The organism is Devosia litorisediminis (assembly GCF_018334155.1).
GTDB classification, from domain to species: Bacteria; Pseudomonadota; Alphaproteobacteria; order Rhizobiales; family Devosiaceae; genus Devosia; species Devosia litorisediminis.
Genome location: NZ_JAGXTP010000001.1, coordinates 1,210,271 through 1,224,437, shown reverse-complemented (window position 1 = coordinate 1,224,437; position 14,167 = coordinate 1,210,271). Strand labels below are relative to the sequence as shown.

The 14,167-nt window shown below is 60.9% G+C and carries 13 protein-coding genes; 4 read left to right on the top strand and 9 right to left on the bottom strand.

Annotation, left to right across the window (positions count from 1 at the left end; translation table 11 throughout):
* Positions 1–348: 348 nt before the first annotated feature.
* Both KD146_RS05875 and KD146_RS05870 read left to right on the top strand, forming a co-directional pair.
* Positions 349–1,938, top strand: a complete 1,590-nt coding sequence (locus KD146_RS05875) for a DEAD/DEAH box helicase (protein WP_249327596.1) — start codon at positions 349–351, stop codon at positions 1,936–1,938.
* A 151-nt stretch (positions 1,939–2,089) separates the two neighbouring features.
* Complete coding sequence (locus KD146_RS05870) at positions 2,090–3,160, top strand: GGDEF domain-containing protein (RefSeq protein ID WP_212657784.1); 1,071 nt, start codon at positions 2,090–2,092, stop codon at positions 3,158–3,160.
* 1 nt (position 3,161) lies between these two features.
* Here KD146_RS05870 and aroA read toward each other — a convergent pair whose 3' ends face one another.
* The 9 genes from aroA to KD146_RS05825 all read right to left on the bottom strand — a co-directional run bounded on the left by aroA (position 3,162) and on the right by KD146_RS05825 (position 11,830).
* The gene (gene aroA, locus KD146_RS05865; protein ID WP_212657783.1) at positions 3,162–4,439 is read right to left on the bottom strand and encodes a 3-phosphoshikimate 1-carboxyvinyltransferase; all 1,278 of its coding nucleotides are present in this window, start codon (positions 4,437–4,439) and stop codon (positions 3,162–3,164) included.
* A 71-nt stretch (positions 4,440–4,510) separates the two neighbouring features.
* Positions 4,511–4,891: a HesB/IscA family protein gene (locus KD146_RS05860; protein ID WP_212657782.1), complete on the bottom strand. Its 381-nt coding sequence runs from the start codon at positions 4,889–4,891 to the stop codon at positions 4,511–4,513.
* Between the two features lie 54 nt (positions 4,892–4,945).
* Positions 4,946–5,371, bottom strand: a complete 426-nt coding sequence (locus KD146_RS05855) for an SUF system Fe-S cluster assembly protein (protein WP_249327595.1) — start codon at positions 5,369–5,371, stop codon at positions 4,946–4,948.
* A gap of 16 nt (positions 5,372–5,387) precedes the next feature.
* The gene (locus tag KD146_RS05850) at positions 5,388–6,608 is read right to left on the bottom strand and encodes a cysteine desulfurase (RefSeq protein ID WP_212657781.1); all 1,221 of its coding nucleotides are present in this window, start codon (positions 6,606–6,608) and stop codon (positions 5,388–5,390) included.
* A complete protein-coding gene (gene sufD, locus KD146_RS05845; protein ID WP_212657780.1) occupies positions 6,608–7,816 on the bottom strand; it encodes a Fe-S cluster assembly protein SufD in 1,209 nt (402 codons plus the stop codon). The genes KD146_RS05850 and sufD overlap by 1 nt, the downstream gene beginning before the upstream one ends.
* A gap of 2 nt (positions 7,817–7,818) precedes the next feature.
* Complete coding sequence (sufC, locus tag KD146_RS05840) at positions 7,819–8,568, bottom strand: Fe-S cluster assembly ATPase SufC (RefSeq protein ID WP_212659126.1); 750 nt, start codon at positions 8,566–8,568, stop codon at positions 7,819–7,821.
* Between the two features lie 92 nt (positions 8,569–8,660).
* Positions 8,661–9,134, bottom strand: coding sequence for a cupin domain-containing protein (locus tag KD146_RS05835; protein WP_212657779.1), 474 nt, complete (start codon positions 9,132–9,134; stop codon positions 8,661–8,663).
* On the bottom strand, positions 9,131–10,633 hold the full coding sequence (sufB, locus tag KD146_RS05830; RefSeq protein WP_212657778.1) for a Fe-S cluster assembly protein SufB: 1,503 nt from the start codon (positions 10,631–10,633) through the stop codon (positions 9,131–9,133). Before sufB ends, KD146_RS05835 begins: the two co-directional genes overlap by 4 nt.
* Before the next feature lie 66 nt (positions 10,634–10,699).
* Positions 10,700–11,830 (bottom strand): cysteine desulfurase family protein, encoded by a 1,131-nt coding sequence (locus tag KD146_RS05825; RefSeq protein ID WP_212657777.1) that lies wholly within the window; start codon positions 11,828–11,830, stop codon positions 10,700–10,702.
* Positions 11,831–12,118: 288 nt separating this feature from the next.
* Here KD146_RS05825 and KD146_RS05820 point away from each other — a divergent pair, with 288 nt between their 5' ends.
* Together KD146_RS05820 and tyrS are read left to right on the top strand one after the other, a co-directional pair.
* Positions 12,119–12,781 carry an alpha/beta hydrolase gene (locus KD146_RS05820; RefSeq protein ID WP_212657776.1) on the top strand — a complete coding sequence of 221 codons (663 nt, stop codon included), beginning with the start codon at positions 12,119–12,121 and terminating at the stop codon, positions 12,779–12,781.
* A 90-nt stretch (positions 12,782–12,871) separates the two neighbouring features.
* Positions 12,872–14,116, top strand: a complete 1,245-nt coding sequence (tyrS, locus tag KD146_RS05815; protein ID WP_212657775.1) for a tyrosine--tRNA ligase — start codon at positions 12,872–12,874, stop codon at positions 14,114–14,116.
* Positions 14,117–14,167 lie beyond the last annotated feature (51 nt).

Here is a 14,167-nt window from a genome sequence, read left to right as displayed (position 1 = left end):
GACCCACTCATGGTTCGCAACAGGCGCCAGAACAACTGACCTGCAAGGAACGCCTATTAAGGCTAAACGGCGCAAGACCGTTGACAGATAAGGCCTTTGCGCTATGGTCCGCGCCGCTGGGGCATTCTGCTTGACGGCCTGTCACATTGACTGTGCCCGCCTTTGCTACAGTGCCTCAGGGCCACTCCGTCGTACCTGCACTAGGTGCATCCCGTTCGGTGGCCATCCCAGTTGTGGATGCTTTTTGCAGCCGCGGTTTCGCGCCACAACTGACCATCCCGGCGCACCGTTCGAATGTCTCGGACTGGACTTGGCCCCGGGCTTCGCCTCACACGTGGATTACCCAATTTGACTGACGATTTTTCCGAGCTCGGCCTATCAACCAAAGTAACCGATGCGGTCACCGCGGCGGGCTACACCAAGCCGACCGAAATCCAGGCTCAGGCTATTCCCCATGTCCTTCAGAAAAAGGACATTATCGGCATCGCTCAGACCGGCACCGGCAAGACGGCTTCGTTCGTTCTGCCCATGCTGACGCTGCTCGAAAACGGCCGTGCCCGTGCCCGCATGCCCCGTACGCTTATTCTGGAGCCGACGCGCGAACTCGCTGCGCAGGTTGCCGAGAATTTTGAGAAATACGGCAAGAACCATCGCATCTCGATGGCCCTGATCATTGGCGGCGTTTCCTTCGAAGAGCAGAACAAGAAGCTCGATCGTGGCGTAGACGTGCTGATCGCAACGCCCGGGCGCCTGCTTGACCAGATCGAGCGGGGCAAGATCATGCTCAACGGCGTCGAGATCCTGGTGATCGACGAAGCCGACCGCATGCTCGACATGGGCTTTATCGACGACATCGAAAAGATCTGTGGCCGCCTGCCGCCACGCCGTCAGACCATGCTGTTCTCGGCCACCATGTCCAAAGAGATCGAGCGGCTGACCAAGAAATTCCTCAAGGACCCGGTTCAGATTCAGGCATCGCGCCAGAGCTCGACCGCTGACACCATTGATCAGAAACTGATCCGTGTTGGCTCCAAGCCCGATGAAAAGCGCGCCGCTTTGCGCGATCGCATCAAGGCTGCCGACGGTCTGACCAATGCCATCATCTTCTGCAATCGCAAGCGCGATGTGGCCACCCTGGCCCGCTCGCTGGAGCGCCATGGTTTCAGCGCTGGCGCCCTGCACGGCGATATGGACCAGAAGAGCCGCACCGAAACGCTTGATGCGTTCAAGAACGATCGTCTGACCCTTCTGGTGGCCAGCGACGTTGCGGCCCGCGGCCTCGATATTCCGGCCGTGAGCCACGTCTTCAATTTCGACGTGCCCGTGCACGCCGAAGACTATGTGCACCGCATCGGTCGTACCGGTCGTGCCGGTCGCTCGGGTGTTGCCTATACGCTGGTTGGTCCTGCCGACAGCAAGCACCTGGACGCCATCCTCAAGCTGATCGAAAAGCCCATCGAGTATCTCGATGATGCCGGCAAGCGCCCGGCTGCGCCCGCTGCATCCGCCGATGCAACCGAGGATCGCCCTGCCCGTCCGGCCCGTACACGCCGGGGCGGCCCACGCACCCGCGCACAGGCCGAAGCGGCCGCATCTGAAGCTGCAGCCACCACGCCGGCAGCAGAACCGGAAGCAACCCTGGCAGCCAGCGAAACCGATACCTCCGAAACCCGTCCAGCGCGTTCGCGCCGCGGTGGTTCGCGCACCCGGCCGCCCGCCGAAGCTGCCGGGCCCAAGGCCGTCGAGGCAGCGGCCGAACCGGCTCCGGCACAGGAAGCCAAGGCAGAGGAAGCCGCCGAGTCCCGCCCCACACGGGGTCGCAATCGGCGTCCTGCTGAAAAGCGCGAGACTGAAACCGTGACCGACAGCAGTTCGCCTTTTGGCAATGACGGTCCTATTCCAGCCTTCCTGCTTCGCTCTGCGCGCATCGACCCCTAGTCTATCTATACGCAAGACTGCGCAGTTATTGGGTTTTATTGATCCAGTGCTGTTGTGTTTATTAGGGGCATTGAGGTAGTTATCGACAATGACTCGGGGGGCGCTTGCTTTGGCGCTACCGGTTGCGGCACCACGGCGCAAGAGGGAAGAGTTGTCGGATCAGGAATTCAAACGGGCACTTGGTTACGCCAACTCAGCATTTGAACTGCTGAAGCGTAGCGGCATTCCGCCCTACCCTCAGTTTTATGAACTGCTGTATACCTATGCCACGGGTGTAAACCCGACGTTGAACAACCGCATCAACGAGATGTTTCGCAATGGCGGGTCCCCGACCGAGGGACTTGCCGAGGCGCTCTACAACGAATTCCTCAAATCCAACGTCAACGACCGCATGACTGCTGTCTCCAAGCGCATGCACGACCGCATCGAGGCCGTGCACGACGCCATCGACAGCGCCATGACCACGGCCAATGCCTATTCTGGCTCGTTGCAGTCCGCCGGTGGCGACCTGGAACGCGAGATTTCCGCTGCAGCAATCAAGGCGCTTTCCGCCAAACTGCTGGCTGAAACCCGCATGATGCAGGAAACCAACCGGTCTCTGGAACAGAAACTGCAGGATTCGCGCGACGATATCGCCGCCCTGCAGCGTGATCTGGACGATGTGCGCCGCGAGTCCATGCTCGACCCGCTCACCAAGATCGCCAATCGCAAGAGCTTTGACGAAGGCCTCGATACTGCGATCGCCGAAGCAAGCAGCAGCAAAGAGCCTTTGAGCCTGATGCTGGTTGATATCGATCACTTCAAGAACTTTAACGACACCTATGGTCACCAGACCGGCGATCAGGTGCTGCGCCTCGTCGCCATGACGTTGAAGTCCAATATCAGGGGCAAGGATCTTGCCGCGCGCTACGGTGGCGAGGAGTTCGTTGCCGTATTGCCGTTCACCGATATCGAAGGCGCCATCACCACAGCCGAGAACATCCGCCGGGCCATTCAGGCCAAGGAACTGCTCAAGCGCTCCACCAATGAGAAGCTTGGTCGCATCACCGCCTCGTTCGGTGTCGCCACGTTCCGGCGCTCAGACACGGCCGCCTCGCTGATCGAACGCGCCGATCGCTGCCTGTACGCCGCCAAGCATGCAGGCCGCAACCGGGTGATCAACGAGCAGGAACTGGTCAACGCCATTCCTGCGACCGGCAAAGGCAAGGCCTCGGCGGCCTGATCTAGTCTGCCGCCGTCAGTTGCACACCAAGACCCGCCAGCATGTCCCAATAGGCCGGATAGGTCTTGCCCGTGCATGCGGGGTCCAGGATGACGATCCCGGGCACACGCAGCCCCGCCAGGGCAAAGCTCATGGCAATCCGGTGATCATGATAGGTCTCGATTTTGACCCGGCTGTTGCGGTCCGCCAGCTTGCTGGCGAGGTCGGGATCGGACGCGACCAGCAGATCATCGCCCTCCTCGACTCCCAGACCCGGCAGAATGCGCGACAGCTCCGTCGCCACCGCATGCACCCGGTCGGTTTCCTTGACACGCAGATTGGCGATACCGACAAACCGCACGGGATAATTGTTGAACGCTGCCAGCACCGCTAGGGTCGGCACCGCATCCTGCATTTGCGAGCCGTCGATCACGGCAGGCATATTGGGAAACTGTGCGATAACAGCCTGTGCAGCAGCATCGGGCTGGGTGAAGGCGTCCGCCTCAACCCCCAGGTTGATATCGCCGCCGGTAAGCGCCGCTGCGCCCCATAGATAGGTTGCCGCTGACGCGTCGGGCTCAATCAGCAGGTCGGTGGCCGTGTAACCGGTGGGTTCAACCCGCCACGTGCCCGCATCGACCTGTTCGACCACCGCGCCAAAGCTGCGCATGGCAGCCAGCGTCAGATCGACATAGCCGCGCGCGCCGATATCGCTGCCCGTCAGGGCGATCTCGACTGGACCATCGCCCAGCGGCGCCGCCATCAGCAGTGCTGAAACATATTGGCTGGAAAGCCCGCCATCGATTTCGACCCGGCCCTGGCCAAAGCTGCCCTTGCCCACAATGGTCACCGGCGGGCAGCCTGTCGGACAGCTCGCCTCAATGCCCAGTGACACCAGCGCGTCGACCAGTGGCCCAATCGGACGCACCTGCATCTCTTCGTCACCATCAACAATGACCGTGCCGTTCACCGTGGCCACCGCAGCGGTCAGAAACCGCGTGGCAGTGCCCGCATTGCCCAGGAAAAGTGGTCCCTCAGGCGCTTGCAGCCGGCCCGAACTGGTGACCACGAAACTGGTGGCGTCGGGCTCTTCGACGCTGACACCCATCTGGCGCAGCGCCGCCGCCATCAGCACGGTGTCCTTGCTCTTGAGCGCGCCGGTGAGATGGCTGGTGCCATTGGCCAGTGCCGCGAGCAGCAAGGCCCGGTTGGTGATGGATTTCGAGCCTGGCGGGGACACGCGGCCCACAAGCGGATGGGATGGCGGCGTAATCGCGAGAGCCGCGGGCAGAGCAGTCATGAATGGTCTCAGGGGCTGGAGCCAAAATGCTCAGACCTGTTAGGCCATACCGCCCCGCCGTGCAACCAGCGCTAGGCGGTGGCGCGCGCCTCGGCGATGGCCTTGAGGTCAGCGGGCTTGAGCTGCACGCTCTCGCCACAACCGCATTCCCCGGTCTGGTTGGGATTGCGGAAGGTGAAACCGGCGCTCATCTTGGATTCTTCGAAATCCATCATCGTGCCAAGCAGGAACATCGTCGCCTTAGGCTCGACATAGACCTCAACGCCCTTGTCGCTGACATGGTCGTCACCGGCCACCGGCTCGCTCACATAGTCAAGCGTATAGGCCATGCCCGCGCAGCCGGCATTCTTGACGCCGACACGCACGCCGATCACGGGCTTGTCGGAATCTTCGATGATTTCGCGGATTCGCTCTGCAGCGGCATCACTCAGCGACATGATCTTGAAGGCCATAAGCGGAAATCTTTCTATCGGCGTTTCACGATATATAGGTCTGACCGGCCGAAATTACCACCAGTTCAACGCAACTTGAGCTTCTTCGCTCATGCGGGTGGCATCCCAGGGGGGATCAAACACCATATTGACGGTGACGTCCTGAATGCCCTCGACGCTGCGCGCGGCATTTTCCACCCAGCCCGGCATTTCGCCAGCCACCGGACAGCCCGGCGCGGTCAGCGTCATGTCGATCACCAGATTGCGGTCGTCATCCAGATCAACCTTGTAGATCAGGCCCAGCTCATAGATATCGACCGGAATTTCCGGATCATAGACGGTCTTGAGCGCGCCGATCAGATCGGAGGTGATGCGCTCCACCTCGGATTCGGGCAGATCGCCGCCAATGGTCGGCTGAACGCCCGCCACAGGCAGTGCCGGTGCTGGCGCGATCTGGGATTCGTCGATGCTCGTCTCGTCAGTCTTGGCGTCGTCGGTCATTCAAAAGTCCTCGCTGTTACGCGAAAAAGGTCATGGCGCGTTCAATGCCGTCCACCAGAGCGTCCACATCGTCCTTGCCGTTATATAGGGCGAACGAGGCACGGCAGGTAGAGGTGACACCAAAACGTTTGAGCAGCGGCTGGGCGCAATGCGTCCCGGCCCGCACGGCGATGCCAAAGCGATCCAGGATCGTCGAGACGTCGTGGGCATGCGCCCCCTTGATCTCAAACGAGAAAATCCCGCCCTTGCCCGGCGCGGTGCCGATCATGCGCAGCGAATTGATCCGGCTCAGCCGCTCGGCGGCATAGGCAGCCACCTCGGCCTCGTGGGCCGCAATCGCGTCCTGCCCCAGATCGGTGATGTATTTCAGCGCCGCACCCAGCCCGATCCCCTGCACGATCGGCGGGGTACCAGCCTCGAACCGATGCGGCGGCTCGTTATAGCTCACCTCGTCCAGGCTGACCGTATCGATCATCTCGCCGCCACCCTGATAGGGCTGCATTTCGGCCAGCAGGTCATACTTGCCATACAGCACACCGATCCCGGTGGGTCCGTACAGCTTGTGCCCGGTCATGATGTAGAAATCAGCATCCAGATCTTGCACATCGACCTTGGTGTGCACGGCGCCCTGGCTGCCATCGATCAGCACCGGAATGCCGCGCGCATGGGCGATCTCGATAACCTGCTTGATCGGCGTCACCGTGCCCAGAACATTGGACATATGGGTAACCGCAACGATACGCGTCCGGTCACTCAGTGAGGCCTCGAAGGCCTCCAGATCAAAACTGCCATCATCGCGTACATCGACCCATTTGATCACCGCACCCTTGCGTTCGCGGTGAAAGTGCCACGGCACGATATTGGAGTGGTGCTCCATGATCGAGAGCACGATTTCGTCGCCCGCGCTGATGCGCGGCCCAGCAAAGGACGACGCCACCAGATTGATCGCCTCGGTCGCCGAACGGGTGAAGATGATTTCCTCGACCCGGCCCGCATTCAGAAACGCCCTTGTGGCCTCACGACCGCCCTCATAGGCCTCAGTGGCCCGGTTGGCCAACGTATGCAGGCCCCGGTGGACGTTGGCGTATTCGTGGCGGAACGCATAATCCATCCGATCAAGCACTTGCACTGGCTTCTGCGCCGATGCACCGCTGTCCAGATAGACCAGACGCTTGCCGTGGATGACTTCCGATAGGATCGGAAAGTCCGCCCGGACTGTATCGAGATCGAAAGCCATCAGGCCCCCAGCAACCAGCCATCAACAATGCCTGTCAGGGCTTCGTTGAGCTCTTCATCTTCGATCGGGTCGAGCACTTCCTCGATGAAGCCGCGCACCAGCATGGTCTCGGCTTCAGCCTTGGGAATGCCGCGGCTCATCAGGTAGAACATGGAGTCTTCGTCCAGCTCGCCACAGGTCGAGCCATGACCGCACACCACGTCATCGGCATAGATTTCCAGCTCAGGCTTGCTCAGGATCTCGGCTTCGTCCGAGAGCATAAGCCCCTGCATCATCATCTTGGCGTCGACCTTCTGAGCGTCGCGGTCGACAACGATCTTGCCTTGGAACACCGCCTTGGACCGCCCACGGGCGATCTGCTTGTACATTTCCTGGCTGGTCGTGTTGGCCACGCCGTGCCGGATATCGATCGTGATGTCATTGTGCTGACCGTCTTCGACCAGGTTGAGCCCGGTAAAGTCGGCATGGGCACCTTCGCCGGCAAAGCGGGCGAACACCTGCGAGCGCGACAGCGCCGCACCGGCATGGATCGTCAGCGTGCGCAGCTTGGCGCCTTCGGCCAGCTGATACTCATTGGTCGCGAAGTGCGTGGTCGCCTTGGCCGACAGATCAACGGTGATATGGGTCACCACCGCATTTTTACCAACTGCCAGATAGGTCGCGTGATTACCCACATGGGCGGCATCGGAGCCCGAGAAGGTCTCCAGGATTACCGCCGAGGCATTGTCTGCCACAAAGATCTTCAGCGAATCCGCCACATGGGCTGCTTCGCCTTCGGCACGGCGATCAATCTGGATCACCGGATCAACACTGTTCTCCAGCGTCAGCGTCAGGCTTTCCTTGGCCAGCGCCCCATTGAGGTGCACCAGCACGTCGTCGCGCGTGCTCAGCACGCCACCCTCGGCCTTGCCGACGATCACGCCAGCGGGCGCCGTGGTCGCGGACTGCACCACGCCATTGGCAATCATCAACCGGTAGGCGCCGGGAACACGCAGCGCCGGGGCGCTGGCCTCGTTGGCGGCCTGTGCCAGCGGGGGCACGGCTCTAAGCAGCGTCTTGAGGTCGGTATAGTGGTAGCTCTCGACCCGGCGCGTCGGCAGGCCCGCAACGGTCATCCGTTCGGCTTCTGCGGTCGCACCCACGCTGTTGAGCTGGGCGATCAATGTATCTTCGGCTGCACCGAGCCGGACGGGCATGGTCTGTCTCATGATCAGGCCGCCGCGCCGTCGAAGTCGGCATAGCCCTTGGCTTCGAGCTTGAGTGCCAGATCCTTGTCGCCGCTTTCAACAATCTTGCCATCGCTGAACACATGCACCACGTCAGGCACGATGTGGTTGAGCAGGCGCTGATAGTGCGTGATCACCAGCATCGAGCGGCCAGCAGTCCGCAGCGCGTTCACGCCCTTGGAAACGACCTGCAGCGCATCGATATCGAGGCCCGAATCTGTCTCGTCCAGAATGCACATCTTGGGCTCGAGCAGCGCCATCTGCAGCACTTCGGCGCGCTTCTTCTCGCCGCCCGAAAAGCCCACATTGAGCGGACGCTTGAGCATGGCGGTGTCGATCTGCAGATCGGTGCCGGCAGTCTTCACCGCGCGCATGAAATCGGGTGTGCTCATCTCGGCTTCGCCGCGTGCCTTGCGCTGGGCGTTCATGGCGGCCTTGAGGAATGTCATGGTTGCCACGCCGGGAATCTCGATCGGGTACTGAAAGGCCAGGAACAGGCCGGCCGCAGCGCGCTCGGCCGGGTCCATGTCCAGCAGGTTCTCGCCGTCGAGCAGCACTTCGCCCTCGGTGATCTCATAGTCTTCCTTGCCCGCCAGCACATAGCTCAGCGTCGACTTGCCCGAACCATTACGGCCCATCACGGCGTGCACTTCGCCGGGCGGAATGATCAGGTTCACGCCCTTAAGGATTTCACGATCTTCGATACGCGCGTGCAAATTGCGGATTTCAAGGATTGGAGTGGTCATCTTGTCTGCTCTTTCCGGCACTGCTGCCGTCCGTTTGTGCGGGGCAATGCCCCCAATTGCGTCTGGGCCGAAAGCCCGAATTACGTGTTGCTGGCGGGCGTTTTCAGCTCCACCGACCCCGGGCCATTGGGTGCGCGGCTATGAATGCGCACCACACCCAGCTCGGGCAGCTCCACCACATTGATTTCAGGCAGGGTCGAAACACAGATGTATTTCAGGCTCTCGCTGCCCGTATTGGTCAGTTGATGCGCTAGCTCCGCCCGACCAGCGGGGGCCGACAAGGCATCACCCGCCTTGACCGCATGGCTGTGCTCGCCGAAGCGATAGGTGCCTGTGCCCGACAAAATGATGATGATCTCATCTTCCTGATAATGGGCATGCAGCGGAAAGGCGGCTTCGCGCGGCGCGACTTCGAAATAGCTCGCACCAAGCTGGGTCAGTCCCATGGCCTTGGAGATATTGGCTGAATTCGAACCAATACCCGCAGCCATGTCGCGCCGCTTGAGCGCCAGATCAGCCAGGCTGACCACGGTCTGCATATTGTTCTGGCTCATCCAACACTGCCTTCTAGGCTGATGGCGATCAGCTTCTGCGTCTCGACCATGAATTCCATGGGCAGATGCTGCAGCACGTCGCGTACGAAGCCGTTCACGATCAACGCCACCGCTTCTTCTTCGTTCAGGCCACGCTGCTGGCAATAGAACATCTGGTCGTCCGAAATCTTGGATGTCGTCGCTTCGTGCTCGAACACCGCGGTGCCATTGCGGCTCTCGATATAGGGCACGGTATGGGCACCGCACTTGTCGCCGATCAGCAAGCTGTCGCACTGCGTGAAGTTGCGCGCATTCTTGGCCTTGGCATGAGCCGAGACCTGACCGCGATAGGTATTGTCCGAAAAGCCGGCGGCAATGCCCTTGGAGATGATGCGGCTGGACGTGTTCTTGCCCAGATGGATCATCTTGGTGCCGCTATCGACCTGTTGGTACCCGTTCGAAATGGCGATCGAGTAGAACTCGCCGCGCGAACCGTCGCCGCGCAGAATGCAGCTTGGATACTTCCAGGTCACGGCCGAACCGGTTTCCACCTGGGTCCAGGAGATCTTGGAATTGGCGCCGCGGCAATCGCCACGCTTGGTGACGAAATTGTAGATGCCGCCCTTGCCGTCCTTGTCGCCGGGATACCAGTTCTGAACGGTCGAGTACTTGATCTCGGCATCATCCATCGCCACCAGCTCCACCACAGCGGCATGCAGCTGGCTCTCGGCGCGCATTGGTGCGGTGCAGCCTTCGAGATAGCTCACATAGCTACCTTCTTCGGCGATGATCAGCGTGCGCTCGAACTGCCCGGTCTTTTTTTCGTTGATCCGGAAATAGGTGCTCAGTTCCATCGGGCAGCGGACGCCCTTGGGGATGTAGACGAACGAGCCATCGGTAAACACGGCGCTGTTCAGCGTCGCATAGTAATTGTCCGAAACCGGCACCACAGAGGCGAGGTACTTCTTGATCATCTCGGGATATTCACGAATGGCTTCCGAGATCGAGCAGAAGATGATGCCCACCTTGGCCAGTTCCTCACGGAACGTAGTCACGACGGACACCGAATCCATCACCGCGTCGACGGCCACATTGGGACGCTCGACGCCGGCCAGGATCTCGCGCTCCTTGAGCGGAATGCCCAGCTTGTCATACATCTCGAGCAGCGCCGGATCGACTTCATCCAGACTGGTGGGCGCTGGCGTCGATTTGGGCGCAGCGTAGTAGTGCATGTCCTGAAGATCGATCTTGGGATAATGCACCTTGGCCCAGGTCGGCTCTTCTAGGGTCAGGAAGCGCTTATAGGCTTCCAGACGCCATTCCAGCATCCACTCGGGTTCATTCTTCTTGGCCGAGATGAACCGGACCGTATCTTCGCTCAGACCCTTCGGGGCCATGTCGGATTCGATATCGGTCTCGAAACCGTATTTGTACTTGTCCACGTCAAGCGACAGCACCGAATCCACGGTGGCGCGATCAATGTTCTCTTTGAGCGTCGGAATATGGTCGTAGTCCGCCATGTCGGCTTCTCCTAATTGCTCCTCGGCGATTCAAGGTCGCCGCGAACCGTCTAAAACTGATGCAGCCTAGGCCGCCTGCCCTTGCCGCGCCCTCTGGCGCTCAAGCACTGATTTGTAACCGGCAACGAACGCATCAACGTCCGCCGCAGTGGAATTCCAGCCCAGGCTGACACGCAATGCGCACTCAGCCAGGTCTTCATTGACCCCCATGGCAGCCAGCACATGGCTGGGACCAACCTTGCCCGACGAGCAGGCAGAGCCCGACGATACCGACAGACCCAGCAGGTCCAGTCCCATCATCGCTGTACTGTTCTTTACGCGCGGCACCGCGAAATTGGTCACATTGCCCAACCGATCGCCGCCAAACACCACCGCTTCAGCAGGCAGGGCTGCTTCGAGCCGTGCCGTCAGTGCGGCAACATCGGCCGCCTGGTAGCGTCCGGCGATGGCAGCCGCTGCCGCACCAAAGGCCGCAATCAGCGCCACCGCTTCAGTGCCACCGCGTCGACCCTGCTCCTGCCCGCCGCCCGGAATCAACCGGACAGTGTCGGCATGAGCCTTGACCAGCAGCGCACCGATACCGGCCGCAGCGCCAATCTTGTGGCCACTCACCGCCATCATATCGGGTGCCGAAGCGGCAAATTCGAGGTCCAGCTTGCCAAAGGCCTGAACCGCATCAACAAACAGCGTATGCCGGGTTGGTCCGACCAGCCCATTGATCCGCCCCATAGGCTGGATCACGCCGGTCTCATTGTTCACCCAGTGCAGCGCCACCAGCAGATTACCCTCGGCGTCCGCGATTACCTGCGCCAGTTGATCGAGATCAATGCAGCCATCGCCCAGCAGGCCAATGATGATCACCGGCAATCCGGTCGCTTCGGCCGCCTTGCCTACCGCCGCATGCTCACCGGCACTGATGACAATGGCACTGGCATCAAACGCCTTGGCGCCACCGACAATTGCCTGGGTGATCGCTTCGGTCGCCGAACCGGTGAACACCACCTGCTTGCGTTCGGCATCTGCCAGCGCAGCCACTTGCCCCCGGGCGGTGTCGATAACATTGCGCAGGGCACGGCCATGGCCATGCACCGATGATGGATTGCCGACCAGATCGAGCGCAGCCATCAGCGCCGCCCGCGCTTCAGGCAGAAGCGGGGACGCGGCGTTATGATCAAGATAGATCGCCGGTCTGGTCATCGGATTCCCGTTTGGCGCATGCGCGCCGCTCATACCATCCATGCCTGTGCCGAGACGCCTTGGCGCCCCTGCTTGCAAACACTTCTTGAAATTTGACGCCCAACTTCATTACAAGGGGCGCTCTTGCAGGCCGCACGTGGCCTAAAACCCGAGTTTCGAATAATTCTAAACTAGATTTTGCGACCCATGTTTTAGGGAGCCGGGCAGGCTTAGTCAAGCCGCAGCCCCCCGCCAAAACACCGCAGAATGCACACGAACAGAGCCACAACGGCCGGAAGAAGTGACACCATGCCAGAAGTGATTTTCAACGGACCAGAGGGTCGTCTGGAAGGCCGTTACCAGCCAGGCAAGGAGCCCAATGCTCCGATTGCCATCCTGCTTCATCCCCACCCCCAGTTTGGTGGCACGATGAATAACCAGATCATCTACAACCTGTTCTACATGTTCGTTGAACGCGGCTTTGCGGTGCTCCGCTTCAATTCGCGCGGCGTCGGCCGCAGCCAGGGCATGTTCGATCACGGTGTCGGTGAACTCTCTGACGCCGCATCCGCGCTCGATTGGCTGCAGACCATCAACCGCGAATCGCGCGGCTGCTGGATCGCCGGATTCTCCTTTGGTGCCTGGATCGGCATGCAGCTGCTGATGCGCCGTCCCGAGGTTGAGGGCTTCATCTCGGTTGCCCCACCGGAAAACCTTTATGACTTCTCGTTCCTGGCCCCCTGCCCGTCGTCGGGCCTGATCATCCATGGTGACAAGGACCGCGTTGCGCCGCCAAGCTCGGTGCAGAAGCTGGTCGACAAGCTCAAGACCCAGAAGGGCATCACCATCGAGCAGCAGATCGTTGAAGGTGCCAACCACTTCTTCGAGGGCAAGGTGGACGAACTGACCACCGCCTGCGCCGAATATCTCGACCGTCGCCGTCAGGAGATCGCCGACGGCGGCGGGCGCTAGTCTCGAGCGCATTATTGCGATCATCCGAACCCGGGGAGATGCCGCCAGGCGGGTCTCCCCATTCCAAAAGCGTTATCCGGATCGCACCAAATGACCCAGTTCAAATCTGAATTTCTCCGCACGCTCTCCGAGCGCGGCTTCATCCACCAGACCTCCGACGATACGGGGCTGGACGAGCTGTTCTGCACCGAGACCGTCACCGCCTATATCGGCTTTGATCCCACCGCCTCCTCGCTCCATGTCGGCAGCCTGATCCAGATCATGATGCTGCACTGGCTCGAAAGGACCGGCCACCGCGCCGTAGCCCTGATGGGCGGCGGCACCGGCATGGTGGGCGACCCCTCCTTCAAGGACGAAGCGCGCAAGCTGATGACCACCGACACCATTGATGCCAACATCAATGGCATCAAGCAGGTGTTCTCCAACTACCTGACCTTTGGCGATGCCGCCAAAGACGCACTGATGCTCAACAATGCCGAGTGGCTCATGCCGCTCAACTATCTCGAATTCCTGCGCGATGTCGGCCAGCACTTCTCGATCAACCGCATGCTCAGCTTTGACTCGGTCAAACAGCGGCTCGATCGCGAGCAGTCGCTCAGCTTCCTCGAATTCAACTACATGATCCTGCAGGCCTACGACTTCGTCGAACTCAACCGCCGCTATGGCGTGCGGCTGCAGATGGGCGGATCGGACCAGTGGGGCAATATCGTCAACGGCATCGATCTGGGTCATCGTCTGGGCACCCCCCAGCTCTATGCCCTGACCAGCCCGCTGCTGACCACCGCCTCGGGCGCCAAGATGGGCAAGTCGCTCAACGGGGCCATCTGGCTCAATGAAGACCTGCTTTCGGCCTACGATTTCTGGCAGTACTGGCGCAATACCGAGGACGCCGACGTCGAGCGCTTCCTCAAGCTCTACACCACCCTGCCGCTCGATGAGATCGCCCGCGTCATTGCCGGGGACATCAACGAAGCCAAAAAGCGCCTCGCCACCGAAGTCACCGCCATGATCCGCGGCCGCGCTGCCGCCGAAGAAGCTGCCGAAACCGCCCGCGCCACCTTTGAGGCGGGCTCGATTGATCTGTCGCTGCCCACCGCCACCGTCACCCATGCCGAACTGGCGGGCGGCGTCGGCATTCTGGCCGCCCTGGTCACGGTTGGTCTGGCGGCCTCCAATGGCGAAGCGCGCCGCCACGTCAAATCGGGCGCCGTTCGCGTCAATGACGCGGTGATCGACGACGACAAGCTGGCCATTGGCGACAATGCCTTGCTCGAAGAAGGCGTCATCAAACTTTCGGTGGGCAAGAAGCGCCACGCGCTGCTCAAGCCGGTCTGATCGAGGCCCCACAGCGAACCAGACAAAAGGCGCCGCGCAATCGGCGCCTTT

Bases quoted from the DNA above. Each gene is read 5' to 3' on its own strand.
- aroA (WP_212657783.1), bottom strand. From the start codon at position 4,439: ATGACTGCTCTGCCCGCGGCTCTCGCGATTACGCCGCCATCCCATCCG.
- sufB (WP_212657778.1), bottom strand. From the start codon at position 10,633: ATGGCGGACTACGACCATATTCCGACGCTCAAAGAGAACATTGATCGC.
- KD146_RS05855 (WP_249327595.1), bottom strand. From the start codon at position 5,371: ATGACCGACGACGCCAAGACTGACGAGACGAGCATCGACGAATCCCAG.
- KD146_RS05820 (WP_212657776.1), top strand. From the start codon at position 12,119: ATGCCAGAAGTGATTTTCAACGGACCAGAGGGTCGTCTGGAAGGCCGT.
- KD146_RS05825 (WP_212657777.1), bottom strand. From the start codon at position 11,830: ATGACCAGACCGGCGATCTATCTTGATCATAACGCCGCGTCCCCGCTT.
- sufD (WP_212657780.1), bottom strand. From the start codon at position 7,816: ATGAGACAGACCATGCCCGTCCGGCTCGGTGCAGCCGAAGATACATTG.
- KD146_RS05860 (WP_212657782.1), bottom strand. From the start codon at position 4,891: ATGGCCTTCAAGATCATGTCGCTGAGTGATGCCGCTGCAGAGCGAATC.
- KD146_RS05835 (WP_212657779.1), bottom strand. From the start codon at position 9,134: ATGAGCCAGAACAATATGCAGACCGTGGTCAGCCTGGCTGATCTGGCG.
- KD146_RS05850 (WP_212657781.1), bottom strand. From the start codon at position 6,608: ATGGCTTTCGATCTCGATACAGTCCGGGCGGACTTTCCGATCCTATCG.
- tyrS (WP_212657775.1), top strand. From the start codon at position 12,872: ATGACCCAGTTCAAATCTGAATTTCTCCGCACGCTCTCCGAGCGCGGC.